Genomic DNA, 21,787 nt, shown 5'->3' with positions numbered 1-21,787 from the left:
GTCAGATCAGGCGCACGCCCGCAGCGCCCAGCACCTGCGCGGTTTCGTGTGCAGGCAGGCCCATGATGCCCGAATAACTGCCGCTGATGTGGCTAGCCCACAGCGCAGCGCGGCCCTGAATGGCATAAGCGCCCGCCTTGCCCATGGGCTCACCGGAGTCCACATAACGCCGGATCTGCGCGGCGCTCAGTGCCTCGAAAGTGACCCACGAGGTGGACAGCGCCGCCCAGCTTTTGGCACCGCGCGCGCCCGGTCGGCCCACGGCCACCGCTGTCAACACCCGGTGGCGGTGCCCGGCGAGGTCGGCCAGCATCTGGCACGCATCGGCGGCGTCGGCCGGTTTGCCCAAAATGCGCCGCCCCAGCGCCACCGTGGTGTCGGCACACAGCACCGGCGCAGGCGGCAGCCCCCTGCGTTTGAGCCGCGCCAAAGACGCCTGCAGCTTCAACCCGGTCACACGCTGCACGTAGGTGGCCGGAGCCTCGCCGGGCGCCACGGCTTCGAGCGCTTCGACGTCTTCGTCAGCGTCGGGCAGCAGCAGTTCGCAGCGCACACCCCATTGCTCCAGCAACTGCAGGCGGCGCGGGCTTTGAGAAGCCAGGTAGATGAAGTCAGACATGGTGTTTCGGTTGGGAGGGAGCAGAGCAAGCGGCGACAACGCGTGCCCCGTCGGCAGCGGCAGGCCCGATGGGGCTAGGCCCTCGCCGGCTTCATTCCCGGTGGTAGGGGTGGTTCGCGTTAACCGACCAGGCTCGGTAGAGCTGCTCAATCAACAGCACGCGGACCATGGCGTGCGGCAGGGTGAGGTCTGAGAGGCGGATGCGCTGGTGTGCGGCCGCCCGGAAAGCGGGTTCCAGTCCGTCGGGGCCGCCAATCACCAGCGCCACGTCGTCGCTGTCCAGTTGCCACTGCTGCAGCTGTTGCGCCAGTGCTTTGGTGGTGAGCGTGGTGCCGCGCTCGTCCAGCACTACCACGCGGCAGCCACGCGGCAGCACCGCCTGAATGCGTTCGCGCTCAGCGGCCAGCAGCGTGTCCAGCGTTTTGGAGCCACGCGGCTCGGTCTTCACCGTTTTGAGCTCCACCCGAAGCTCGGGTGGAAAGCGCTTGGCGTAATCGTCGTAGGCGGTTTGGGCCCAGTCGGGCACCCGTTGCCCGACTGCGACGATCAGCAGCTTCATGCCTTTTTCTTGGCGGCCGGTTTGGCTGCGGCTTTGGGCGCGCTTTTGGCTGCAGGCTTTGCAGCCGCCTTGGGCGCAGCTTTAGGTGCCGCTTTGGGGGCTGCCTTGGCAGCTGGCTTGGCCGTGGCGCGGGGCTTGTTCACCACCAGCTTTTGCAACGTGGCCTTGGGCTGAGCGGTCGTACCAGTGGCCGTCTTGCGGGCGGTGGTGGTTTTCTTGGCTGCCGCGGTTTTCACCGCGGTCTTGCTTGCGGGCTTCGCCGCTGCCTTCGGGCTGGTTTTCGCGGCTGGCGTTGCGGCGGCGGTTTTGGCTGCTGACTTGGCTGCCGAGCGCGCCACGGTTTTGGCGGCAACGGCTTTCACCGGCGCGGCGGCTTTGCGCTTGCTGGTTTTGGCGGCAGGCTTTTCGGCCACGGCTGGCTTGGGCGCGCCGTGCTTCAGTCGCACAGGGGTAGCGCCCCAAATTTCTTCCAGACGGTAATACTGGCGGATGACGGGTTGCATGATATGGGCCACGGCAGCGCCGCAGTCCACGATGATCCATTCGCCGTTTTCTTCGCCTTCGATGCGCGGCTTGTCAAAGCCGGCTTCGCGCACCGCATCGCGCACGCTGGCAGCGAGGGCTTTCGTCTGGCGGTTGGATGTGCCACTGGCCACAATCACGCGCTCAAACAGGGGCGAGAGTTGTTCCGTGTTGAAGACCACGATGTCCTGGGCCTTGACGTCCTCGAGTCCATCGACGATGGCCCGCTGAAGTTTCTGGATGTCTTTTTTGGCTGTGGTTTCGCTGGTCATGAATGGTTCTGATAAAGGGAATGGTGTGAAATATAGCCTGCGACGGCCTCGGGCACCAGAACGTCGAGTGCGCCGCTGCGGCTCACGGGTCGCTCAACGTGGGCGCGCACGGCTGTGGCGCTGATGTTTTTGAGCGGCATGTGCAACCGCTCAAAGGGCAAATCAACGGCGGAGAGGTCCATTTCCTGAACCTGGTCCAGCGCACCGTCTGCCCCAATATTGGTGGCGCGGTTGGCCACCGCCAAGGTGGCTTGGGACAACACCTCGGGCCAACGCACCCAGCTTTTGAAGGCCAGCAACTGGTCGGCACCCAGCACCAGAAAGAGCTGGGCTCCGGGGTATTCGCCCGCCAGCTCACGCAAGGTGTCGGCCGTGTAGCTGGGGCCTCGGCGGTGAACTTCGCGCGCATCCAGGCGGGTGCGCGGCAGGTCACCAAACGCCAGCTCGCACATGGCCAGCCGGTGCTCGGCGGGCGTCAGCACGCGCGATTTGTGCCACGCCTGGCCGGTGGGCAAGATATGCAGCACGTCCAGCCCCAGCTGGCTCAGCGCCGCTTCGGCCAGCGCACGGTGCGCCCAGTGCGGCGGATCGAACGCGCCGCCAAACACGCCCACACGCGCAGGCTGCGCGCCCGCAAAAGACGCGTCGGTTGAAAGAGCGTCCGTTGGCACGCGGTTCAAACCCAGTCCTTGCGAACCAGGAATTCTTTGTACAGGCGGTCTTCGGGCGTGCCCTTTTTGCTTTGGCGGTTGTAAGCCCAGCTCACCAGGGGCGGCATGGACAGCAAAATGGATTCGCTGCGCCCACCGGACTGCAAGCCGAAATGCGTGCCACGGTCCCAGACCAGGTTGAACTCCACGTAGCGGCCGCGCCGGTACAGCTGAAAGCTGCGCTCGCGCTCGCCGTAGGGCATGTTTTTGCGGCGATCCACGATGGGCAGGTAGGCATCCAGAAAGGCGTCGCCCACCGAGGTCATCATGGCAAAGCTGCCGTCAAACCCCAGTTCGGAAAAGTCGTCAAAAAACACGCCGCCAATGCCGCGCTGCTCGTCCCGGTGCTTGAGGTAAAAATACTCGTCGCACCAGGTTTTGAAGCGGGGGTATTTGTCCACGCCGAACGGATCGAGGGCGTTTTTGCAGGTGGTGTGGAAGTGCACCGCATCTTCCTCAAAGCCGTAATAGGGCGTCAGGTCCATGCCGCCTCCAAACCAGCACACCGGCTTGCCATCGGCCGGGGTGGCCGCGATCATGCGCACGTTCATGTGCACCGTGGGCACGTAGGGGTTGCGCGGGTGAAATACCAGCGAAACGCCCATGGCCTCAAAAGGTGCGCCGGTGAGTTCAGGGCGGTGTTGGGTGGCGGAAGGCGGCAGGCGCGGCCCGCTCACATGCGAAAAACCGCAGCCAGCGCGCTCAAACACCACACCGTCTTCGAGGATCTGCGTGATGCCGCTGCCCTGAAGGGTCTCACCGGCTGGTTTCTTCCATTTGTCCACCAGAAACTGGCCGCCGTCGACCAAGGCCACGGTCGAGGTAATGCGCTCCTGCAGATCGGTCAGGTAGTCGCGAACGTCTTGGGTCGGGTTGTTCATAAAAATGGAATGTACTGGGTACTGCGGCGCCGCGCCGGCAGCGGCGGTTGGCGCCAAGCGATCAAAGCGCCCGGTAACCGATGTCTCGGCGGTACTGCATGCCGTCAAACCGGATGCCGTCGATCAGCGCATACGCGCTGCGCTGCGCATCGGCCACGGTGGGCGCCAACACGGTGGCGCACAACACGCGGCCGCCGGCGGTGAGCACCGCCCCGGCGCCGTCGGCGGTGCCGGCATGGAACACCATGCGGTCGGCTTCGTCGGCCGGCAGGCCGGTGACGGCATCGCCCTTGCGGGGGTTCATGGGGTAACCGGCCGCAGCCAGCACCACGCCCAGTGCCACACGGGGGTCCCATTCCAGGGTCACGCGGTCCAGCTCGGTGCGGGTGGCAGCCAGCAGCACCTGCGCCAGGTTGCTTTGCAGCCGCATCATGATCGGCTGGGTTTCGGGGTCGCCCATGCGGCAGTTGAATTCCAGCGTCTTCACGCGGCCGTCGGGCGTGATCATGAGGCCCGCGTACAAGAAGCCGGTGTACGGAATACCGTCGGCGGCCATACCGCGCAGCGTGGGCAAAATCACCTCGTCCATCGCACGCTGGTGCACCGCCGGCGTGACCACCGGGGCCGGCGAATACGCGCCCATGCCGCCGGTGTTGGGGCCTTGATCGGCATCCAGCAGTCGCTTGTGGTCCTGGCTGGTGGCCAGTGCGAGCGCATGCTCGCCGTCGCACAACACGATGAAGCTGGCTTCTTCGCCTTCCAGGAACTCTTCGATGACCACCCGCGCGCCGCCTTCGTTGTGGGCCACACCCAGGGTGTTGTCCAGCAGCATGAAGTCAATGGCTTCGTGCGCCTCGGCCAGCGACATCGCCACCACCACGCCTTTGCCCGCGGCCAGGCCGTCGGCCTTGACCACGATGGGCGCACCCTTGGCGTCCACATAGGCGTGCGCCTGCTGCGGGTCGGTAAAGGCCTGGTACTCGGCCGTGGGGATGCCGTGGCGCTGCATGAAGGCCTTGCTGAAAGCCTTGGAGCTTTCAAGCTGTGCGGCTTGTTGGGTCGGGCCAAAAATGGCCAGACCGTGCGCGCGAAACTCGTCCACCACACCAGCGGCCAAGGGCGCCTCGGGCCCCACCACCGTCAACCCAACGCCGTTGGCCTGAACCCATTCGCGCAATGCCACCTTGTCGGTGATCGGCAGGTTGACCAGTTGCGCGTCACGGGCCGTGCCGGCGTTGCCCGGTGCCACAAACACCTGGCTCACGCCCTCGGACTGCTTGAGCTTCCACGCCAGCGCGTGCTCGCGACCACCGCCGCCAATGACCAAAACTTTCAAATCTATCTCCAAATTCAATCAGCGCACCGAACAGACCTGCCGGAGCGAATATGCCCACCCAGGCTGCCGCAGAACCGGCTTTGCCGGGCTGCCAGCAGCGCCCCCTTGAGGGGGTGACGCGCGCAGCGCGGCGCGGGGGGAGCGCCATTAAATGCTCGCGTTGTGAAAAACTTCCTGCACATCGTCCAGGTCTTCCAGCACGTCCAGCAACTTTTGCATGCGCACCGCGTCTTCGCCGGTCAGCTCAATCGTGTTTTCTGCGCGCATGGTCACTTCAGCCACCTCAGGCACCAGGCCCGCCGCCTCCAGTGCGTTTTTCACCGCCTCGAAATCGGTGTACGCGGTCAGCACCTCGATGGCGCCATCGTCGTCGGTGATCACGTCTTCGGCGCCCGCTTCCAGCGCCACTTCCATCACTTTGTCTTCCGAAGTGCCGGGGGCAAAAATGATCTGGCCGCAGTGCTTGAACTGAAACGCCACCGAGCCGTCGGTGCCCAGGTTACCGCCGTATTTGCTGAAGGCGTGGCGCACTTCGGCCACCGTGCGCACCTTGTTGTCGGTCATGGTGTCCACAATGATGGCCGCGCCACCAATGCCGTAACCCTCGTAACGAATCTCTTCCAGCGCCTGGCCTTCGAGGTTGCCCGAGGCCTTGTCCACGTTGTACTTGATTCGGTCAGCCGGCATGTTGGCGGCCTTGGCTTTGTCAATGGCCAGCCGCAAACGGGGGTTCATGGCCGGGTCGCCGCCACCGGTGCGTGCTGCCACGGTGATTTCACGGATGGCACGCGTCCAGATCTTGCCCCGCTTTTCGTCTTGACGACCCTTGCGGTGTTGAATATTTGCCCATTTGCTGTGTCCGGCCACGAAAGATTCCTTATGCCTGCTGAGGGTTTGATCTAATAAGCCAGCGATTTTACGATTTACCCAACCACCCCCAAACGTCAACACCCGAAAGAAGCTGACCCCATGGCCGAACCGATGCTGATTGCCCAGAACGCCCACACCACCTGCCAACTGCTGCCCGGCTTGGCCAACCGCCACGGTCTCATCACCGGCGCCACCGGAACGGGCAAAACCGTCACCCTGCAAACGCTGGCTGAGCAGTTCTCCAACATTGGCGTGCCGGTGTTCATGGCCGACGTGAAGGGCGACCTGACCGGCATCAGCCAGCGCGGCAGCTTTGGCGAAAAGCTCAGCGCCGTGCTGAAAGAGCGCGGCATCACCCTGCCCGCCTCGCAGGCCTGCCCCACCACGCTGTGGGACGTGTTTGGCGAGCAGGGCCACCCGGTGCGCGCCACCGTGAGCGACATGGGCCCGCTGCTGCTGGCGCGCATGCTCAACCTGAACGACACCCAGGCCGGCGTGCTCAACCTGGTGTTCAAGATTGCCGACGACAACGGCCTGCTGCTGCTGGACATGAAAGACCTGCGCGCCATGCTGCAGCATGTGGGCGACAACGCCAAGCAGTTCACCACCGAATACGGCAACGTGAGCGCTGCCAGCATCGGCGCCATCCAGCGTGGGCTGATGCAGGTGGAGCAACAAGGGGGCGACCAGTTTTTTGGCGAACCCATGCTGGACATCCAGGACTTCATGCAAACGGTGGACGGCAAAGGCGTGATCAACATCCTGGCGGCCGACAAACTGCTGAACGCGCCGCGCTTGTACGCCACCTTTCTGCTGTGGATGCTGTCGGAGCTGTTTGAAACCCTGCCCGAGATCGGTGACCCTGAGAAGCCCAAACTGGTGTTCTTTTTTGACGAGGCGCACCTGCTGTTCAACGAAGCGCCCAAGGTGCTGGTGGAGCGCATCGAACTGGTGGTGCGGCTGGTGCGCTCCAAAGGCGTGGGAGTGTATTTCGTGACCCAGAACCCGCTGGACATCCCCGACAGCGTGCTCGGCCAGCTGGGCAACCGGGTGCAGCACGCGCTGCGCGCCTTCACCCCGCGCGACCAAAAAGCGGTAAAAGCCACCGCGCAGACTATGCGCCCCAAGGCCGGGCTCGACATTGAGGCCGCCATCACCGAACTGGCGGTGGGCGAAGCGCTGGTGAGCCTGCTGGACGCCAAAGGCCGCCCCTGCGAGACCGAGCGCGTGTTTGTGGTGCCACCGGGCAGCCAGCTCGGCCCCATCACCACCCAGCAGCGCCAGGCCTTGCTGCAGGGCTCGCTGGTGGCCGGCGTCTACGAAGCCACTGTGGACCGTGAAAGCGCCCACGAAATCTTGCGGGCCCATGTGGTGGCGCGCACCGCAGAGCAGCCGGCACAGGCGCCCGGCACCCCGAAGACACCCCGCATTCCGGGCGCACCACAGCAAGCCCCTGAAGCCACTGGCGGCGGTATCGGTGGCATGGTGAACGAAGCCCTGTTTGGCCGTACCGGGCCGCGCGGTGGCCAATACGATGGCCTGGTGCAGACCATGGCCAAAACTGCGGCCCGCAGCGTGGCCAGCGGCATTGGGCGCCAGATCGTGCGCGGCGTGCTGGGCGGCCTGTTTGGCGGCAAGCGCTGAACTGCGCATGACCCCCATGAAACTCTTTTCTATTGCCCTGCCTGTGCTGCTCGGCGTGGGCCTGCTGGCCGCGCAGGGAGGCGCCCTGCGCGGTACCCAGCCGACCGATCTGGGTGTGAAGGACGGCCGCCTGAAAGCGCCCTCTGCCACCCGCAACAGCGTCAGCAGCCAGGCTGCGCTGTATCCGGAACACCCGCAAAAAGGGTATGCAAGCATTGAGCCGCTGCCGCTGAAAAACCGCGATGCGGTTGCCTCTCTGACGGCGTTGTCAAAAGCGCTGCAGTCGGTACCAGGCGTGACCGTGGTGGACCAGCAGCCCGACTACGTGTACGCACAAGCCCAGACCCGCTGGCTCAAGTTTGTGGACGACATGGAGTTTTGGGCCAACCCCGCCACGGGTATGGTGGAGTTGCGCAGCGCCAGCCGCCTGGGCCGAGAAGACTTTGGTGCCAACCGAGAACGCATTGAAGCGGTACGCGCCGCCTACCTGGCGCAGCCCTGAGCGACACGCCCAAGCCCCGAGCGCAGCGCTAACAACGCGACCGCAACGAAAAAGGCCCGGTCACCCGGGCCTTTTTCTTGGCGCCTTGACGCCAGGGGTCAGAACATCGCTCAGCCCGCGGTGGCTTCTTCCGGCTTGGCCTTGCCCTCTTTCTTGGGCAGCGGCAGGATGTCGAGCTTGACCTCTTGGGTTTCCTTGCCGTCTTCGCCGGTCTTGGTTTCCAGGTCCACCGTGAGGCGGCCACCGTCGGTGAGGCGGCCAAACAGCAACTCGTCGGCCAGGGCCCGGCGAATGGTGTCCTGGATCAGGCGCTGCATCGGGCGTGCGCCCATGAGTGGATCGAAGCCCTTCTTGGCCAGGTGCTTGCGCAGCGCGTCGGTGAAGGTGACTTCAACCTTCTTCTCCGTGAGCTGGCCTTCCAGCTGCAGCAAGAACTTGTCCACCACCCGCATGATGACGTTTTCGTCCAGCGATTTGAATCCGACGATGGCGTCCAGGCGGTTGCGGAACTCGGGCGTGAACAGGCGTTTGATGTCGGCCATTTCGTCGCCGGCTTCACGCGGGTTGGTGAAGCCAATGGTGGCCTTGTTCATGGTCTCGGCGCCCGCGTTGGTCGTCATGATGACGATCACGTTGCGGAAGTCGGCCTTGCGCCCATTGTTATCGGTCAGCGTGCCGTGGTCCATCACTTGCAACAGCACGTTGAAGATGTCCGGGTGCGCCTTCTCAATCTCGTCGAGCAGCAGCACGCAGTGCGGCTTCTTGGTCACGGCTTCGGTGAGCAAACCACCCTGGTCAAACCCCACGTAGCCGGGAGGCGCACCGATGAGGCGGCTCACGGCGTGGCGCTCCATGTATTCCGACATGTCGAAACGGATCAGGTCGATGCCCATGATGTAGGCCAGCTGCTTGGCGGCTTCGGTCTTGCCGACGCCGGTGGGGCCGCTGAACAGGAAGGCGCCGATCGGCTTGTCGCTCTTGCCCAGGCCCGAACGCGCCATCTTGACGCTGGACGCCAGCACCTCCAGCGCTTTGTCCTGGCCGAACACCACGCTTTTGAGATCACGCTCCAGCGTCTGCAGCTTGCCGCGGTCGTCGTTGGACACGTTGGCTGGGGGAATGCGGGCGATTTTCGCCACGATCTCTTCCACCTCGGTTTTGCTGATGGTTTTCTTGCGTTTGGACGCTGGCAAGATGCGCTGGGCTGCGCCCGCCTCGTCGATCACGTCAATCGCCTTGTCAGGCAGGTGACGGTCGTTGATGTATTTCGCACTCAGCTCGGCCGCGGCCTGCAAGGCGGCCAGGGCGTACTTCACACCATGGTGCTCCTCAAAGCGCGACTTCAGGCCCTTGAGGATGTCCACCGTCTGCTCGACGGTGGGCTCGACCACGTCCACCTTCTGGAAGCGGCGGCTGAGCGCAGCGTCTTTTTCAAAAATACCGCGGTATTCGGTGAAGGTGGTCGCGCCAATGCACTTCATCTGACCGCTGGACAAAGCTGGCTTGAGCAGGTTGGACGCGTCCAGCGTGCCACCCGACGCCGCGCCAGCGCCGATCAGGGTGTGAATCTCGTCGATGAACAAAATCGCGTTGGGCTTGTCCTTGAGCGACTTGAGCACACCCTTGAGGCGCTGCTCGAAATCACCGCGGTACTTGGTGCCGGCCAGCAGCGCGCCCATGTCCAGCGAATACACCAGCGACTCGGCCAAGATCTCAGGCACATCGCCCTGGGTGATGCGCCAGGCCAGACCCTCGGCAATCGCGGTTTTGCCCACGCCAGCTTCGCCCACCAGCAGCGGGTTGTTCTTGCGGCGGCGGCACAAAATTTGAATCACGCGCTCGACCTCGTACTCGCGACCGATCAGCGGATCGATCTTGCCGTCTTTGGCCATCTGGTTCAGGTTCTGCGTGAACTGCTCCAGCGGTGAGGCTTTTTCGTTGGACTTGCCCTCAGTGCCCTGCTCTTCGTTTTCAGCAGCGCTCTCGCCGGGCTTGGCCGCCTCGGGCGGGTCGCTCTTGCGAATGCCATGGGCAATGAAATTGACCACATCCAGACGCGTCACGCCCTGCTGGTGCAGGTAGTAAACGGCGTGTGAGTCTTTTTCACCAAAAATTGCCACCAGCACGTTGGCACCGGTGACCTCTTTCTTGCCATTGCCCGTGCTCTGCACGTGCATGATGGCGCGCTGAATGACGCGCTGGAAACCGAGCGTGGGCTGGGTGTCCACCTCGTCCGTGCCAGCGACCTGTGGCGTGTTGTCCTTGATGAAATTCGTCAGGGATTTGCGCAGGTCATCGATATTGGCCGAACAGGCGCGCAGCACCTCGGCGGCGCTGGGGTTGTCGAGCAGGGCCAGCAGCAGGTGCTCGACGGTGATGAATTCGTGTCGTTGCTGACGGGCCTCGACAAAGGCCATGTGCAAGCTGACTTCAAGTTCCTGGGCGATCATGGACACGTCCTTTGGGCTATGGGTGATTTGAAAAGCTGACGTTCGGGAAACGGGATATCAGAGAGGATCGCCATCAAGTGGGGTGGTTCCGCCTTTATTCAACGGGCTCGCTCACACACTGCAACGGATGCCCCGCGCCGCGCGCGGCCTGGAGCACCTGGTCCACCTTGGTACTGGCCACATCGCGGGAATAAACGCCGCAAATGCCTTTGCCTTCCAAGTGGATCTTCAACATGATCTGGGTCGCGGTTTCGCGGTCTTTGCTGAAAAACTCTTGAATGACGTGGACAACAAACTCCATGGGGGTGAAGTCGTCGTTGAGCAGCACCACCTGAAACATTTGTGGTGGTTTGGTGCGCTGGGTACGGCGCTCAAGCACCACCGAATCGTCGCTGCCCACGCTGGGCGGTGACACCGGGTTTTCGGGTTTTTTGGGGTTCTGGGTTGCCATGAAATTGATTCTAGCGGTGTGCGACCACCCCCGATGGCCAACGGGCATAGGGAAACCCTTGCACCGCCCGGGGCACGACCTTGGACACACCTTTCTAGACGCAGCGATACACCCTTTTTCATACCCCATTGTGAAGTGCGCACCCAAAACAAAACCGCCGAGGAAGCGGGCTTCCTGGCGGCTTTTTAGGTGCTTGCGCTGCAACGGGTTGGGTCTTGCTGTCAACGACACGGCGGGTGCAGACCCGGCTGCCCAGAACCCCGGCAAATGCCGGACAATGCGCAACACCCATGACCCACGCACCTGCACCATGAACCGCCGTTTAGCCTCTTTGTTTTGCTTGTTGGCGCTGAGCGCCTGGCCCGCCTGGTCTCAAGACAAACCACAAACCCAGCTGCCGCGGGTGGCGCTGTCAGCCGGCATGCACCTGATCAACGCCCAGGTGGCGGCCACCCCCGAGCAGCGCGCCATCGGGCTGATGCACCGCCGGGAGATGCCCACCAACGAAGGCATGCTGTTTGCCTTTGAGCAAGCGGGCGTGCAATGTTTCTGGATGAAAAACACATTGCTGCCGCTGACCGCCGCCTTCGTGGCCGACGACGGCACCATCGTCAACCTGGCCGACATGAAACCACAGACCCTGGACTCGCACTGCTCGGCCCAGCCGGTTCGGTTTGTGCTGGAAATGAACCAGGGCTGGTTTGCCAAGCGCGGCATACAGGCCGGCAGCAAGCTGGGTGGCGCACCCTTCAACCGGCCCAAGTGATCGACCCGTCGCCCTGAAGCAAAAAAGGCGATTTGGACAGCCGAAGCCGTCCAAATCGCCTTTGTGGGCGAGGCGCTGTGCTTTGACAGCGCTTCGGCCCAAACAAACGAGCCGTTTTACGCGGGCAGCGCCTGCAGCGCAGCGTTCAGCGTGGGGCTTGGGCGCATCACAGCCTCCAGCTTCGCAAAATCGGGCTTGTAGTAACCGCCAATGTCCACTGGCTTGCCCTGCACGGCGGCCAGTTCGGCCACGATGGTTTGCTCGTTGTCGGTGAGCTGCTTGGCCAATGGGGCAAACTTGGCGGCCAGGGCCGCATCTTCGGTTTGCTCGGCCAGCGCCTGGGCCCAGTACATGGCCAGGTAAAACTGGCTGCCGCGGTTGTCCAGCTGCCCGGTTTTGGGGGACGGGTTCTTGTTGGTGTCCAACAATTTCCCGGTGGCGGCGTCCAGCGTCTTGGCCAGTATCTTGGCCGAGTTGTTGCCGGTCTTGATGCCGAGGTCTTCCAGCGACACCGCCAGCGCGAGGAACTCGCCGAGCGAATCCCAGCGCAGGTGGTTTTCTTCCACCAGTTGCTGTACGTGTTTGGGCGCCGAGCCACCCGCACCCGTTTCGTACATACCGCCGCCCGCCATCAGCGGCACGATGGACAGCATCTTGGCCGAGGTACCCAGTTCCATGATGGGGAACAAGTCGGTCAAGTAGTCACGCAAGATATTGCCGGTGGCGCTGATGGTGTCCAGCCCGCGCACCACGCGCTCCAGCGTGTAACGCATGGCACGCACCTGGCTCATGATCTGGATGTCCAGGCCCGCGGTGTTGTGCTCGTGCAGGTACATCTTGACCTTGGTGATCAGCTGGGCTTCGTGTGGGCGGTACTGGTCGAGCCAGAACACCACCGGCATACCGGAGTTGCGGGCGCGGTTCACGGCCAGCTTCACCCAGTCGCGGATGGCGGCGTCTTTCACCTGGCACATGCGCCAGATGTCGCCCTTCTCCACGTTCTGGCTCAGCAGCACCTCGCCGGTGGCGAGGTCGGTGATGTTGGCGACGCCGTCTTCTTGGATTTCAAAAGTCTTGTCGTGCGAGCCGTATTCTTCGGCTTGCTGAGCCATCAGGCCGACGTTGGGCACGGTGCCCATGGTCTTGGGGTCGAAAGCGCCGTGCCATTTGCAGAAGTTGATCATCTCCTGGTAAATCCGGGCAAAGGTCGACTCGGGCATCACGGCCTTCACGTCTTTCAGGCGGCCGTTGGCGTCCCACATCTTGCCGCCGTTGCGGATCATGGCGGGCATGGAGGCGTCCACGATCACATCGTTGGGCGAATGGAAGTTGGTGATGCCTTTGGCCGAGTCCACCATAGCCAGTTCGGGGCGGTGCTCGTGGCAGGCATGCAGGTCGCGCTTGATCTCGTCCTGCTTGCTCTGGGGCAGCGTGGCGATCTTGGCGTACAGATCGGCCATGCCGTTGTTGACGTTGACACCCAGTTCCTTGAACAGGTCACCGTGTTTGGCAAACGCGTCTTTATAAAAGATCTTGACGCAATGGCCGAACACGATGGGGTGCGACACCTTCATCATCGTGGCCTTGACGTGCAGCGAGAACATGACACCGGTCTTGCGGGCGTCTTCGATCTCTTTTTCGTAGAACTCTTCCAGCGCCTTCTTGCTCATGAACATGCTGTCCACGACCTCGCGGTCCAGCAGACTCACCTTGGGTTTGAGCACGATGGTCTGGCCGCTCTTTGTCACCAGTTCCATCTTCACATCGCGGGCTTTGTCCAGCGTGATCGACTTTTCGCCATGGTAAAAGTCGCCGTGGTGCATGTGCGAAACGTGTGAACGCGAGGCCTGGCTCCACTCGGCCATGCTGTGTGGGTTCTTGCGCGCAAACTCTTTCACGGCGCGTGGCGCACGGCGGTCAGAGTTGCCTTCGCGCAGCACCGGGTTCACCGAGCTGCCGATGCACTTGGCGTAGCGGGCACGAATGGCCTTCTCTTCTTCGGTCTTGGGCGCCTCTGGGTAGTCTGGGAGCGCAAAACCCTTGGCTTGCAGCTCCTTGATGGCGGCCACCAACTGGCCCACCGAGGCGCTGATGTTGGGCAGCTTGATGATGTTGGCTTCGGGCTTGAGCGTGAGCTTGCCGAGTTCGGCCAGGGTGTCCGGCACCCGCTGCTCTTCGGTCAGGTACTCGGGAAACGAGGCCAGCACGCGCGCGGCCACCGAAATGTCGCTGGACTCGACGTTGATGCCAGCGGGCGCGGTGAACGTGCGGATGATCGGCAAAAAGGCACTGGTCGCCAACAGCGGCGCTTCGTCGGTCAGCGTGTAGATGATGGTGGGTTGCTGGGTGCTCATGTTGTTTCTCCAGATATCGTTGTAGGCATCCCGCTGGCCTGCATGAGGGACCAGCCGAATCGAAGGATCGTCCAAGATTTTGCTTTCAGTGCTCTGACCCAGAGCCCGCTTTTTGAACCGTTATCTCACAATGCGGGAAGCGAAAGCAAATAATCCAATTTTTATGTGATTCAGGTTGCAAGCTTAGACCTTGGACAACCGACCCGACAACATCCACCCGAAAAAAAGGCCCGACGGCAATGCCGTCGGGCCTTCTCAAGCAAGCAAAACCAGGGTCAGGCGAAGTTGGCTTCTGCAAACGACCAGTTCACCAGTTTGTCGAGGAAAGTTTCAACAAACTTGGGACGCATGTTGCGGTAGTCGATGTAGTAGGCGTGTTCCCACACGTCCACGGTCAGCAGGGCCTTGTCACCGGTGGTCAGTGGGGTGCCAGCGGCGCCCATGTTGACGATGTCCACGGAACCGTCGGCCTTCTTCACCAGCCAGGTCCAGCCCGAACCGAAGTTGCCCACGGCGCTCTTGACGAAGGCTTCTTTGAACGCTGCGTAGCTGCCAAATTTGGCGTTGATGGCATCGGCCAACGCGCCAGAAGGCTCGCCGCCGCCGTTGGGCTTCATGCAGCTCCAGAAGAAGGTGTGGTTCCAGATCTGGGCCGAGTTGTTGTAGATGCCACCGCTGGACTTCTTGATGATGGACTCCAGGTCCATGCCTTCAAACTCAGTGCCCTTTTGCAGGTTGTTGAGGTTGACCACGTAGGCGTTGTGGTGCTTGCCGTGGTGAAACTCCAGCGTTTCCTGGGAGTAATGCGGCGCCAGGGCGTCAATCGCGTAGGGCAATGCGGGCAGGGTATGTTCCATGGGGTTCCTCGTTCGGTGGGTGTTGGAGAAGTCAAGCCAGCGGGCGCTGCGCCTGCGGACTGTGCCGACCGCGCATTGTAGGCAAGCCCGCAGCTAATTGGACAATCAGGGTTTCTGCAGCCGCCGCTTCAGCGGTCAACGGTGAGCCCCAGTTCACCGTCAGCCAGGGTGGCGCGCAGCGCTTGCCCGGGCCGGGCCTGGCTGGCACGCGTGATGGCAAGGCCCTGGGTATCGGTCAAGAAGGCGTAGCCTCGCTCCAGCACCAGGCGCGGGTCCAGAAGACCCAGCGACGTTTCACAGCGCTGCAACCGTCGGCTGTGCTGGTCCACCGCGCGTTGCAGCGCCACCGGCAACAGGCCTTCCAGCGCTTGAAGCCGGCTGTGCTGGCGCTGGCTGGCCAGCAGCAGCGCGCTGTGCAAACGGTGCTGCAGCGCGCTCAGTCGCTGGTGGCTGCCATGCACGCGGGCCGAAGGACGGCCCATGCGCTGAGCCAGGCGGTCCAGTTGCTGCGCGCGCTGGTCTATGGCGCCATAACTGGCTTCGTTCATGCGCTCCTGCAGGTAGGCCAGTTCACCCAGACGCAGTTCGCGCGCAGGCGCACACAACTCGGCCGCCGCGGTGGGCGTGGGCGCTCGCAGGTCGGCCACAAAGTCGGCCAGGGTGAAGTCGGTTTCATGCCCCACACCGCACACCACCGGCATGGGCGCCAGCGCCACGGTGCGCACCACCGACTCGTCGTTGAACGACCACAGGTCTTCCAGTGAGCCTCCGCCGCGCACCAGCAACAGCACCTCGCTTTCACCGGTTTCGGTGTGTCGGCGGTAGGCCGTTTTCAAGGCAGCGCAAAGCTCTCCCGGGGCTTGAAGCCCCTGCACAGCCGCCGGATAAATGACCACCGGCACATGCGGCACCCTGCGACGCAAGGCGGTGACCACGTCACGCAAAGCTGCCGCACCCAGCGAGGTCACCACACCAATGCTGTGTGGCTGCGCAGGCAAAGCACGCTTGCGCGCCGCTTCAAAAAGGCCCTCGCTCTCCAGCTGTGCCTTAAGGCGCAAAAACTGCTCAAACAGCGCACCTTGCCCGGCCGGCTGCAGGCTGTCCACAATGAGTTGCAAATCGCCCCGCGGGCCGTAAACGTCCAGCTTGCCGCGGGCTTCCACCCGCTGACCGTCGCGCGGACTGAAGCTGAGCTGGTCGGCCGCCCGGCGAAACATGGCGCAACGCACCTGCCCCGTTTCGTCTTTAAGCGAAAAGTAGCAATGACCGCTGGCTGCGCGCGAAAAGCCCGAAATCTCGCCGCGCACCGCCACCGGGTTGAAACGGGCTGCCAGCGCGTCAGCGATGGCGCGCATCAGCGGACCAACCGCCCACACCCGGCCTGCAGGCGCTGTCTCGGATTCAAAAAATGCTTCAGCCATGGGCGATACCAAGGGAAAACTGTCCACAACCCGCGCGTACGCTGGGGCTGCGCTCGACAACCCGAGCCAGGCTGCTGGCTTGTGCCCAAGCCGTTGATTTCACTGCGTTTTGTGCTGCCTGTTTTCTCATCGTTCTGTCCAAATTGAAGCGGGGCGCGGGTTCGCGCCGCAGCGGGGGCAAGTTCTTCACAAAGTTATCCACAGAATCTGTGCACGAAAGGGTTTGTGCGCCACAGGTCTGCGGGGCAATCGTTCTGCGCATGAGGTGCATCAAGGGCACGCGGGGCAGGCTGCGGTGGATGGGCACTGAGCCATAATCCCAAAGATTGCACTTGGGCCGCCAACGCATGGCGGCATTTGCCTGGAGCCCCGATTTGTTTTCCATCATACAAGCCGCCGGCTGGCCCATCTGGCCACTGATCATCTGTTCCGTGCTGGGAATGGCCCTGGTGATTGAGCGTTTCATCACGCTGAAAACCGCGAAGATCGTGCCACCCAAATTGCTGGACGAAGCCATCATGGTGTCCCGCAACGGCATCCCCGGCCCCGACGTGGTCACCCAGCTGGAGCAGAACTCGGTGCTCGGCGAAGTGCTGGCCAGCGGCTTTCGTGCGCTCAGCACCAACCCCCGCGCCAGCGAAGATGACCTGCGCTCCAGCCTGGAAGGCGCAGGCCGCAAAGCCGCCGCCAAGTTGCAGCGCTATTTGGGGGCCATCGCCACCATCGCTTCGGCAGCACCCTTGCTGGGGCTGCTGGGTACGGTCATCGGCATGATTGAGATTTTTGGATCGCAAGCTGGCGACGGCGGCATGGGTGCGGTACCGGGTGGGGGCAACCCCGGCCAGCTGGCGCACGGCATTTCGATCGCGCTGTACAACACGGCGTTCGGTTTGATCGTGGCCATTCCAGCCCTGATTTTCTGGCGCTACTTCAGGGCGCGGGTTGACGATTACCTGCTCTCCATGGAGCTGGCCGCTGAGCGCTTTGCCCGGCACCTGGTGAGCTTGCGCAAATGAGCGCGCAAATTTTCGGGGTCGCCTCGCCTGCCTTTTCGGGAGCGCTGCGGTGAACTTCAGACCCGGCAACCGCGACGAGCCCGAGATCAACCTGATCCCGTTCATCGACATCTTGCTGGTGGTGCTGATCTTTTTGATGCTCACCACCACGTACAGCAAGTTCACCGAACTGCAGGTCAACCTGCCGGTGGCTGACGCGCAGGCCCAGCGCGAAAACCCGAAGGAAGTGATCGTGGCCATCAGCAGCGATGGCCGCTACTCGATCAACAAAGAGGTGCTCGAAGACAGCGGTGTGGACACGCTCACCCGGGCGCTGGCAATGGCCAGTCAGGATGACCGCGAGGTGGTGGTCATCATCAGCGCCGACGCAGCAGCCACCCACCAGTCGGTCATCAACGTCATGGATGCGGCCCGGCGCGCCGGTCTGGTGCAAATCACCTTTGCCACCCAGCAGTCTGGTGGCAAGGCGCCTCGGACCAAGCCCTGAGCGCGGCACCGCCCGGCATGGCAACTCCGCCTGAAGGTTCCGCAGGCCGCCAGGCCCGATGGCAGGCCAGCGCCCAGCAGCGCGGGCTGCAAGCCTGGCTGCTACGGCCCATTGCCTGGGTCTACGGTTGGCTCATGGCCGTACGCAGCCGCTTTTATGCGTGGGGCCTCCTCACTTCACAGCGTCTGCCCGTGCCGGTCATTGTGGTCGGTAACGTGGTGGTGGGCGGCGCGGGCAAAACCCCCACGGTGATCGCCTTGGTGCAGTACCTGACCGCCCAAGGCTGGCACCCTGGCGTGGTCTCACGTGGCTACGGACGCAGCAGCGAAGCCCTGCTGGAAGTGACAGCGGCCATGCCAGCCAGCGAGAGCGGGGACGAACCCGCCCTGATCCAGCGGGCCACAGGCGTTCCGGTGTTTGTGGCGCGCCAGCGGGCCGCCGCTGCGCGGGCGCTGCTGGCGGCACACCCCCAGGTAAACGTGCTGCTGTGCGACGACGGTCTGCAGCACCTGGCCTTGCACCGAGACATGGCCATTGCCGTGTTTGACGAGCGTGGCAGCGGCAACGGCTGGCTGCTGCCCGCAGGACTGCTGCGCGAGCCCTGGCCTCCAGCACCCGGTGCGGCCTACCGGCCTGATGTGGTGCTGCTTCAGCACCGCGAAGGGTCAGCACCAACCAACATCGCATCGGTACCGGGCATCCCGGTCTTTACCGCCGTTCGCCGCCTGGCACACCACGCGGTGGGGCTTCGCGGACAACGCATCGCGCTGGCGCAACTGCAAGGCCAAGCCATCACCGCGGTGGCGGGCATTGCGCGACCCTCGGTGTTTTTTGACATGCTGCGCACCCGCGGCCTCACCCTCGCACGAGAAGTGGCCCTGCCCGACCACGCCGAGCCCGCGGCCTACACAGCATGGTGCAAAAGCCCAAACACCCCCATGGTGTGTACCGAAAAAGACGCGGTGAAGTGCTTTGCGCAAGCAGCCCTTGAAAACGGCACCGACCACGCCGCCGTATGGGCCGTGCCGTTGGAACTGGCGCCGGAAGCCGCCTTTTTGGCCGCCATAGACGAGCGCCTGGCCGCCCTCAAAACCCACCGCTGACGCGTCACCGTGCGCAGCCGGACTATCATCCCGCCATGGACACCAAACTGCTCGAACTGCTGGTCTGCCCGGTCACCAAAGGACCGCTGATTTACGACCGCGACAAACAGGAACTGCTCTCGCGCAGCGCCCGCCTCGCCTATCCCGTGCGCGATGGCATTCCCATCTTGCTGGAACACGTGGCCCGCACGCTCACCGAGGAAGAAGCTGCGCGGCCACCGGCACCCGCACCGCGCCCATGAAGCCCTTGCCCCAGGGCGCCGGCTTCACCGTTCTGATTCCAGCGCGGATGTCGTCCAGCCGCCTGCCCAACAAACCCCTGGCCGACCTGGCGGGTGTACCCATGGTGGTGCGCGTCGCCCAGCGCGCGCGCATGAGCCAAGCCAGCCACTGCGTCGTGGCGGCTGACGACGTGCGCATCGTGCAAGTGTGCGAAGCGCACGGCATCCCGGCGCTGCTGACCCGCACCGACCATGTGTCAGGCAGCGACCGCCTGGCCGAAGCCTGCGCACTGCTGGGCCTCGCCGACGACGCTGTGGTGGTCAATGTGCAAGGCGATGAGCCCTTGATTGAGCCTGATCTGATCAATGCCGTAGCGGCCGAGCTGCAGCGCCGGCCAGACTGCGTCATGAGCACGGCAGCGCATGCCATCGATGGCATGGCTGATTTTTTGAACCCCAATGTGGTGAAAGTGGTGCTGGACAAAGCCCAAACGGCGCTCTACTTCAGCCGCGCGCCCATACCCTGGTGGCGCGACGGCATGGCTTCGCTCGCCGGCGCCCCAGGGGCGGGTCTGCCGTCACCGGCGCCGCTGCGGCATATTGGTATTTACGGCTACCGGGCTGGTTTTCTGCGGCAGTTTCCAACGCTCGAAACGGCCCCATTGGAAAGCCTCGAATCGCTGGAACAATTGCGCGTGCTGTGGCATGGCGAGCGCATTGCCGTGCATGTCAGCACCCTCGCACCAGGCCCCGGCGTGGACACGCCAGAAGACTTGGAACGGGTGCGCGCGCTGCTTTTGCGCGGCTGAAAAAGCGCGTTGTAGCACCAATGAAGTGCGATTTTTTGCACGAATTGCGTGTAAGCCAGCGTCGGGGAAGCCCGTGCTATCCTCGCCCGGTCGCCCCCGGCCCCCGGTCCAGGGGGCTGCCGCAGTAGACAAGCGGCTCCCCATTGAAACTCTTAAAAGGAATGCGATGAGACTGATTTTGTTGGGCGCTCCGGGTGCGGGCAAGGGTACGCAAGCCACCTTCATTTGCCAAAAATACGGCATCCCCCAAATCTCCACTGGCGACATGCTCCGCGCAGCGGTCAAGGCCGGCACACCGCTGGGCCTCGAAGCCAAGAGCGTCATGGAATCCGGTGGACTGGTCAGCGACGATCTCATCATCAATCTGGTCAAAGAGCGCATCGCCCAGGCCGACTGTGCCAACGGGTTCCTGTTCGACGGTTTCCCCCGCACCATTCCCCAGGCCGACGCCATGAAGGCTGCCGGCGTCAAGCTGGACTACGTGCTGGAAATCGACGTACCCTTTGAAGCCATCATTGAGCGCATGAGCGGTCGCCGCTCGCACCCAGCCTCCGGCCGCACCTACCACGTCAAGTTCAACCCACCCAAAGTGGAAGGCCAGGACGACGTGACGGGTGAGCCCCTGATCCAACGCGAAGACGACAAGGAAGAAACGGTCAAAAAGCGGCTGGAGGTTTACAGTGCGCAAACCCGTCCTCTGGTGGATTATTACAGCCAGTGGGCACAAAACGACGCAGCCGCTGCGCCAAAATACCGCGCCATCAGTGGCATGGGTTCGGTGGACGACATTACCGCCCGTGCCTTTGAGGCCTTGGCCAAATAAGCCCGCTTGCCTCAATGAAAAACCCGGTCTCGCACCGGGTTTTTTTATGCCTGAACGCCGGCCAAAAGTTCCAGCGCCAGGGCAATGCGCGCCTTGACCGGGGACAAACCCGACACCGCTGCCAACCGATGTCCAGCGTGCGCCAGCACGCGGCCCCGCGCACAGCGGCTGGTTCGCACCACACGCACCCCTTGCGCCTCAGCCTCTACCAAAGCGGACTCCAGGCATGCATGAACGGAGCCGTTGCCTGTGCCGGCGACCACGATGCCGCGCAGGGGCTGTGCCGCATCGCAGCCAGCCTGGGTCAACGCCTTCACCAATAGCCCGTCGTCATCGGCGTGGCTCGTCACCAAGACCACGCGGGGCAAAGCAGAGCAAGCCTGCACCCGGGCATGGGCTGATGCATCGAAGAAACCCGCCTCACACGCTGCAGGCCAGGGTCGAAACTGCCTAAGTACGCCCTCTTCCACGCAGCCCAGCGCGCCGGCGTCACCGGAATCAAAAGCGTCCACGCGGTAGGTGTGGACCTTGGCCACGTCCACGGCGCTGTGCACCTGACCGGCACACACCACCACCACGCCGAACGCGCCCGCCTGGCGCGCCACGGCCACCGCATCGCTCAGATTCTGAGGTCCGTCGGGCACCAGGGCCGTGGCTGGACGCATGGCGCAGGTCAACACCACCGGCTTGCCGGGCCGCAAGACCGACTGCAGAAAAAAGGCGGTTTCCTCAATGGTGTCGGTCCCGTGGGTAATGACAATGCCCGCCACCTCGGGTCGTTCCAGATGAAATGCCACACGCGCTGCAAGCGCCTTCCACACAGCAAACCCCATATCCTTGCTGTCGAGCTGAGCCACCTGCTCCACATCCAGCGGCAAGCCCTGCAACAACGGAACAGCGCCCACCAGATCGGCCACTGACACCTGGCCGGCCACGTAACCCACGTTGTCCCCCGCCCGGGCAGACTGCCCAGCAATGGTTCCGCCCGTGCCCAGAATCACCAGGCGTTTTTCAGCCTGCGCCTGCGTTTCATGAATTGCCACTTGCCAAGACTCCAAAACTGATTAAAAATACAGGTACTGGATAAGAACACAGTCGCTCTGAAAATGATCTT

Annotated in this window: 22 protein-coding genes; 9 read left to right on the top strand and 13 right to left on the bottom strand. The window is 63.2% G+C overall.

All coding sequences use genetic code 11. The features are described from left to right. Nucleotide 1 precedes the first annotated feature (1 nt). From AC0GNR_RS01285 to AC0GNR_RS01255, 7 genes are all read right to left on the bottom strand, one after another. A complete protein-coding gene (locus AC0GNR_RS01285) occupies nucleotides 2–619 on the bottom strand; it encodes a Maf family protein (RefSeq protein ID WP_472899199.1) in 618 nt (205 codons plus the stop codon). A 91-nt stretch (nucleotides 620–710) separates the two neighbouring features. After that, nucleotides 711–1,178, bottom strand: a complete 468-nt coding sequence (gene rlmH, locus AC0GNR_RS01280; protein WP_304830895.1) for a 23S rRNA (pseudouridine(1915)-N(3))-methyltransferase RlmH — start codon at nucleotides 1,176–1,178, stop codon at nucleotides 711–713. Next, nucleotides 1,175–1,972, bottom strand: coding sequence for a ribosome silencing factor (gene rsfS, locus AC0GNR_RS01275; protein WP_472899198.1), 798 nt, complete (start codon nucleotides 1,970–1,972; stop codon nucleotides 1,175–1,177). The genes rlmH and rsfS overlap by 4 nt, the downstream gene beginning before the upstream one ends. After that, a complete protein-coding gene (nadD, locus tag AC0GNR_RS01270) occupies nucleotides 1,969–2,643 on the bottom strand; it encodes a nicotinate (nicotinamide) nucleotide adenylyltransferase (protein WP_472899302.1) in 675 nt (224 codons plus the stop codon). Before nadD ends, rsfS begins: the two co-directional genes overlap by 4 nt. Nucleotides 2,644–2,648: 5 nt before the next feature. Then, the gene (gene hemF / locus AC0GNR_RS01265) at nucleotides 2,649–3,563 is read right to left on the bottom strand and encodes an oxygen-dependent coproporphyrinogen oxidase (protein WP_472899197.1); all 915 of its coding nucleotides are present in this window, start codon (nucleotides 3,561–3,563) and stop codon (nucleotides 2,649–2,651) included. 61 nt (nucleotides 3,564–3,624) lie between these two features. Beyond that, entirely contained in the window at nucleotides 3,625–4,899 is a 1,275-nt protein-coding gene (purD, locus tag AC0GNR_RS01260; protein WP_472899196.1) for a phosphoribosylamine--glycine ligase, read from the bottom strand. Nucleotides 4,900–5,046: 147 nt separating this feature from the next. Then, nucleotides 5,047–5,766, bottom strand: coding sequence for a YebC/PmpR family DNA-binding transcriptional regulator (locus AC0GNR_RS01255; RefSeq protein WP_472899195.1), 720 nt, complete (start codon nucleotides 5,764–5,766; stop codon nucleotides 5,047–5,049). 102 nt (nucleotides 5,767–5,868) lie between these two features. Between AC0GNR_RS01255 and AC0GNR_RS01250 the strand changes: the two genes are divergently transcribed. Together AC0GNR_RS01250 and AC0GNR_RS01245 are read left to right on the top strand one after the other, a co-directional pair. Continuing rightward, on the top strand, nucleotides 5,869–7,413 hold the full coding sequence (locus tag AC0GNR_RS01250; RefSeq protein WP_472899194.1) for a helicase HerA-like C-terminal domain-containing protein: 1,545 nt from the start codon (nucleotides 5,869–5,871) through the stop codon (nucleotides 7,411–7,413). 16 nt (nucleotides 7,414–7,429) lie between these two features. Further along, a complete protein-coding gene (locus tag AC0GNR_RS01245; protein ID WP_472899193.1) occupies nucleotides 7,430–7,915 on the top strand; it encodes a DUF1499 domain-containing protein in 486 nt (161 codons plus the stop codon). A 110-nt stretch (nucleotides 7,916–8,025) separates the two neighbouring features. On the opposite strand, the gene clpA is transcribed toward AC0GNR_RS01245, so the two are convergent. Both clpA and clpS read right to left on the bottom strand, forming a co-directional pair. Further along, nucleotides 8,026–10,365, bottom strand: coding sequence for an ATP-dependent Clp protease ATP-binding subunit ClpA (clpA, locus tag AC0GNR_RS01240; RefSeq protein ID WP_472899192.1), 2,340 nt, complete (start codon nucleotides 10,363–10,365; stop codon nucleotides 8,026–8,028). Between the two features lie 94 nt (nucleotides 10,366–10,459). After that, nucleotides 10,460–10,825, bottom strand: coding sequence for an ATP-dependent Clp protease adapter ClpS (gene clpS / locus AC0GNR_RS01235; protein ID WP_463142697.1), 366 nt, complete (start codon nucleotides 10,823–10,825; stop codon nucleotides 10,460–10,462). A 301-nt stretch (nucleotides 10,826–11,126) separates the two neighbouring features. On the opposite strand from clpS, the gene AC0GNR_RS01230 reads away from it, so the two are divergent. Next, nucleotides 11,127–11,582, top strand: a complete 456-nt coding sequence (locus tag AC0GNR_RS01230) for a DUF192 domain-containing protein (RefSeq protein ID WP_472899191.1) — start codon at nucleotides 11,127–11,129, stop codon at nucleotides 11,580–11,582. A gap of 116 nt (nucleotides 11,583–11,698) precedes the next feature. Here the strand turns inward: AC0GNR_RS01230 and AC0GNR_RS01225 are convergent, their stop codons facing one another. The 3 genes from AC0GNR_RS01225 to xseA all read right to left on the bottom strand — a co-directional run bounded on the left by AC0GNR_RS01225 (nucleotide 11,699) and on the right by xseA (nucleotide 16,214). Continuing rightward, nucleotides 11,699–13,936, bottom strand: coding sequence for an NADP-dependent isocitrate dehydrogenase (locus tag AC0GNR_RS01225; protein ID WP_472899190.1), 2,238 nt, complete (start codon nucleotides 13,934–13,936; stop codon nucleotides 11,699–11,701). A gap of 275 nt (nucleotides 13,937–14,211) precedes the next feature. Continuing rightward, complete coding sequence (locus tag AC0GNR_RS01220) at nucleotides 14,212–14,793, bottom strand: superoxide dismutase (protein WP_472899189.1); 582 nt, start codon at nucleotides 14,791–14,793, stop codon at nucleotides 14,212–14,214. Between the two features lie 128 nt (nucleotides 14,794–14,921). Next, a complete protein-coding gene (gene xseA, locus AC0GNR_RS01215) occupies nucleotides 14,922–16,214 on the bottom strand; it encodes an exodeoxyribonuclease VII large subunit (RefSeq protein WP_472899188.1) in 1,293 nt (430 codons plus the stop codon). Between the two features lie 374 nt (nucleotides 16,215–16,588). On the opposite strand from xseA, the gene AC0GNR_RS01210 reads away from it, so the two are divergent. From AC0GNR_RS01210 to adk, 6 genes are all read left to right on the top strand, one after another. Continuing rightward, entirely contained in the window at nucleotides 16,589–17,230 is a 642-nt protein-coding gene (locus AC0GNR_RS01210; RefSeq protein ID WP_472899187.1) for a MotA/TolQ/ExbB proton channel family protein, read from the top strand. Between the two features lie 49 nt (nucleotides 17,231–17,279). Then, a complete protein-coding gene (locus AC0GNR_RS01205; RefSeq protein ID WP_472899186.1) occupies nucleotides 17,280–17,717 on the top strand; it encodes an ExbD/TolR family protein in 438 nt (145 codons plus the stop codon). Nucleotides 17,718–17,734: 17 nt separating this feature from the next. Further along, on the top strand, nucleotides 17,735–18,820 hold the full coding sequence (lpxK, locus tag AC0GNR_RS01200) for a tetraacyldisaccharide 4'-kinase (RefSeq protein WP_472899185.1): 1,086 nt from the start codon (nucleotides 17,735–17,737) through the stop codon (nucleotides 18,818–18,820). 35 nt (nucleotides 18,821–18,855) lie between these two features. Further along, a complete protein-coding gene (locus tag AC0GNR_RS01195; protein ID WP_472899184.1) occupies nucleotides 18,856–19,062 on the top strand; it encodes a Trm112 family protein in 207 nt (68 codons plus the stop codon). Next, entirely contained in the window at nucleotides 19,059–19,850 is a 792-nt protein-coding gene (kdsB, locus tag AC0GNR_RS01190) for a 3-deoxy-manno-octulosonate cytidylyltransferase (protein WP_472899183.1), read from the top strand. The genes AC0GNR_RS01195 and kdsB overlap by 4 nt, the downstream gene beginning before the upstream one ends. A 166-nt stretch (nucleotides 19,851–20,016) precedes the next feature. Then, on the top strand, nucleotides 20,017–20,673 hold the full coding sequence (gene adk / locus AC0GNR_RS01185; protein ID WP_472899182.1) for an adenylate kinase: 657 nt from the start codon (nucleotides 20,017–20,019) through the stop codon (nucleotides 20,671–20,673). A 44-nt stretch (nucleotides 20,674–20,717) separates the two neighbouring features. On the opposite strand, the gene AC0GNR_RS01180 is transcribed toward adk, so the two are convergent. Further along, nucleotides 20,718–21,716 (bottom strand): asparaginase, encoded by a 999-nt coding sequence (locus AC0GNR_RS01180; RefSeq protein WP_472899181.1) that lies wholly within the window; start codon nucleotides 21,714–21,716, stop codon nucleotides 20,718–20,720. Nucleotides 21,717–21,787 lie beyond the last annotated feature (71 nt).

Source organism: Hydrogenophaga sp. LT287 (assembly GCF_055702805.1).
The sequence above is the reverse complement of the archived record's forward strand: the minus strand, read 5'-3'. Positions and strand labels throughout refer to the sequence as shown.

Bases quoted from the DNA above. Each gene is read 5' to 3' on its own strand.
- AC0GNR_RS01285 (WP_472899199.1), bottom strand. From the start codon at position 619: ATGTCTGACTTCATCTACCTGGCTTCTCAAAGCCCGCGCCGCCTGCAG.
- rlmH (WP_304830895.1), bottom strand. From the start codon at position 1,178: ATGAAGCTGCTGATCGTCGCAGTCGGGCAACGGGTGCCCGACTGGGCC.
- rsfS (WP_472899198.1), bottom strand. From the start codon at position 1,972: ATGACCAGCGAAACCACAGCCAAAAAAGACATCCAGAAACTTCAGCGG.
- hemF (WP_472899197.1), bottom strand. From the start codon at position 3,563: ATGAACAACCCGACCCAAGACGTTCGCGACTACCTGACCGATCTGCAG.
- AC0GNR_RS01250 (WP_472899194.1), top strand. From the start codon at position 5,869: ATGGCCGAACCGATGCTGATTGCCCAGAACGCCCACACCACCTGCCAA.
- AC0GNR_RS01245 (WP_472899193.1), top strand. From the start codon at position 7,430: ATGAAACTCTTTTCTATTGCCCTGCCTGTGCTGCTCGGCGTGGGCCTG.
- clpA (WP_472899192.1), bottom strand. From the start codon at position 10,365: ATGATCGCCCAGGAACTTGAAGTCAGCTTGCACATGGCCTTTGTCGAG.
- AC0GNR_RS01230 (WP_472899191.1), top strand. From the start codon at position 11,127: ATGAACCGCCGTTTAGCCTCTTTGTTTTGCTTGTTGGCGCTGAGCGCC.
- AC0GNR_RS01225 (WP_472899190.1), bottom strand. From the start codon at position 13,936: ATGAGCACCCAGCAACCCACCATCATCTACACGCTGACCGACGAAGCG.
- AC0GNR_RS01220 (WP_472899189.1), bottom strand. From the start codon at position 14,793: ATGGAACATACCCTGCCCGCATTGCCCTACGCGATTGACGCCCTGGCG.
- xseA (WP_472899188.1), bottom strand. From the start codon at position 16,214: ATGGCTGAAGCATTTTTTGAATCCGAGACAGCGCCTGCAGGCCGGGTG.
- lpxK (WP_472899185.1), top strand. From the start codon at position 17,735: ATGGCAACTCCGCCTGAAGGTTCCGCAGGCCGCCAGGCCCGATGGCAG.
- AC0GNR_RS01195 (WP_472899184.1), top strand. From the start codon at position 18,856: ATGGACACCAAACTGCTCGAACTGCTGGTCTGCCCGGTCACCAAAGGA.
- kdsB (WP_472899183.1), top strand. From the start codon at position 19,059: ATGAAGCCCTTGCCCCAGGGCGCCGGCTTCACCGTTCTGATTCCAGCG.
- adk (WP_472899182.1), top strand. From the start codon at position 20,017: ATGAGACTGATTTTGTTGGGCGCTCCGGGTGCGGGCAAGGGTACGCAA.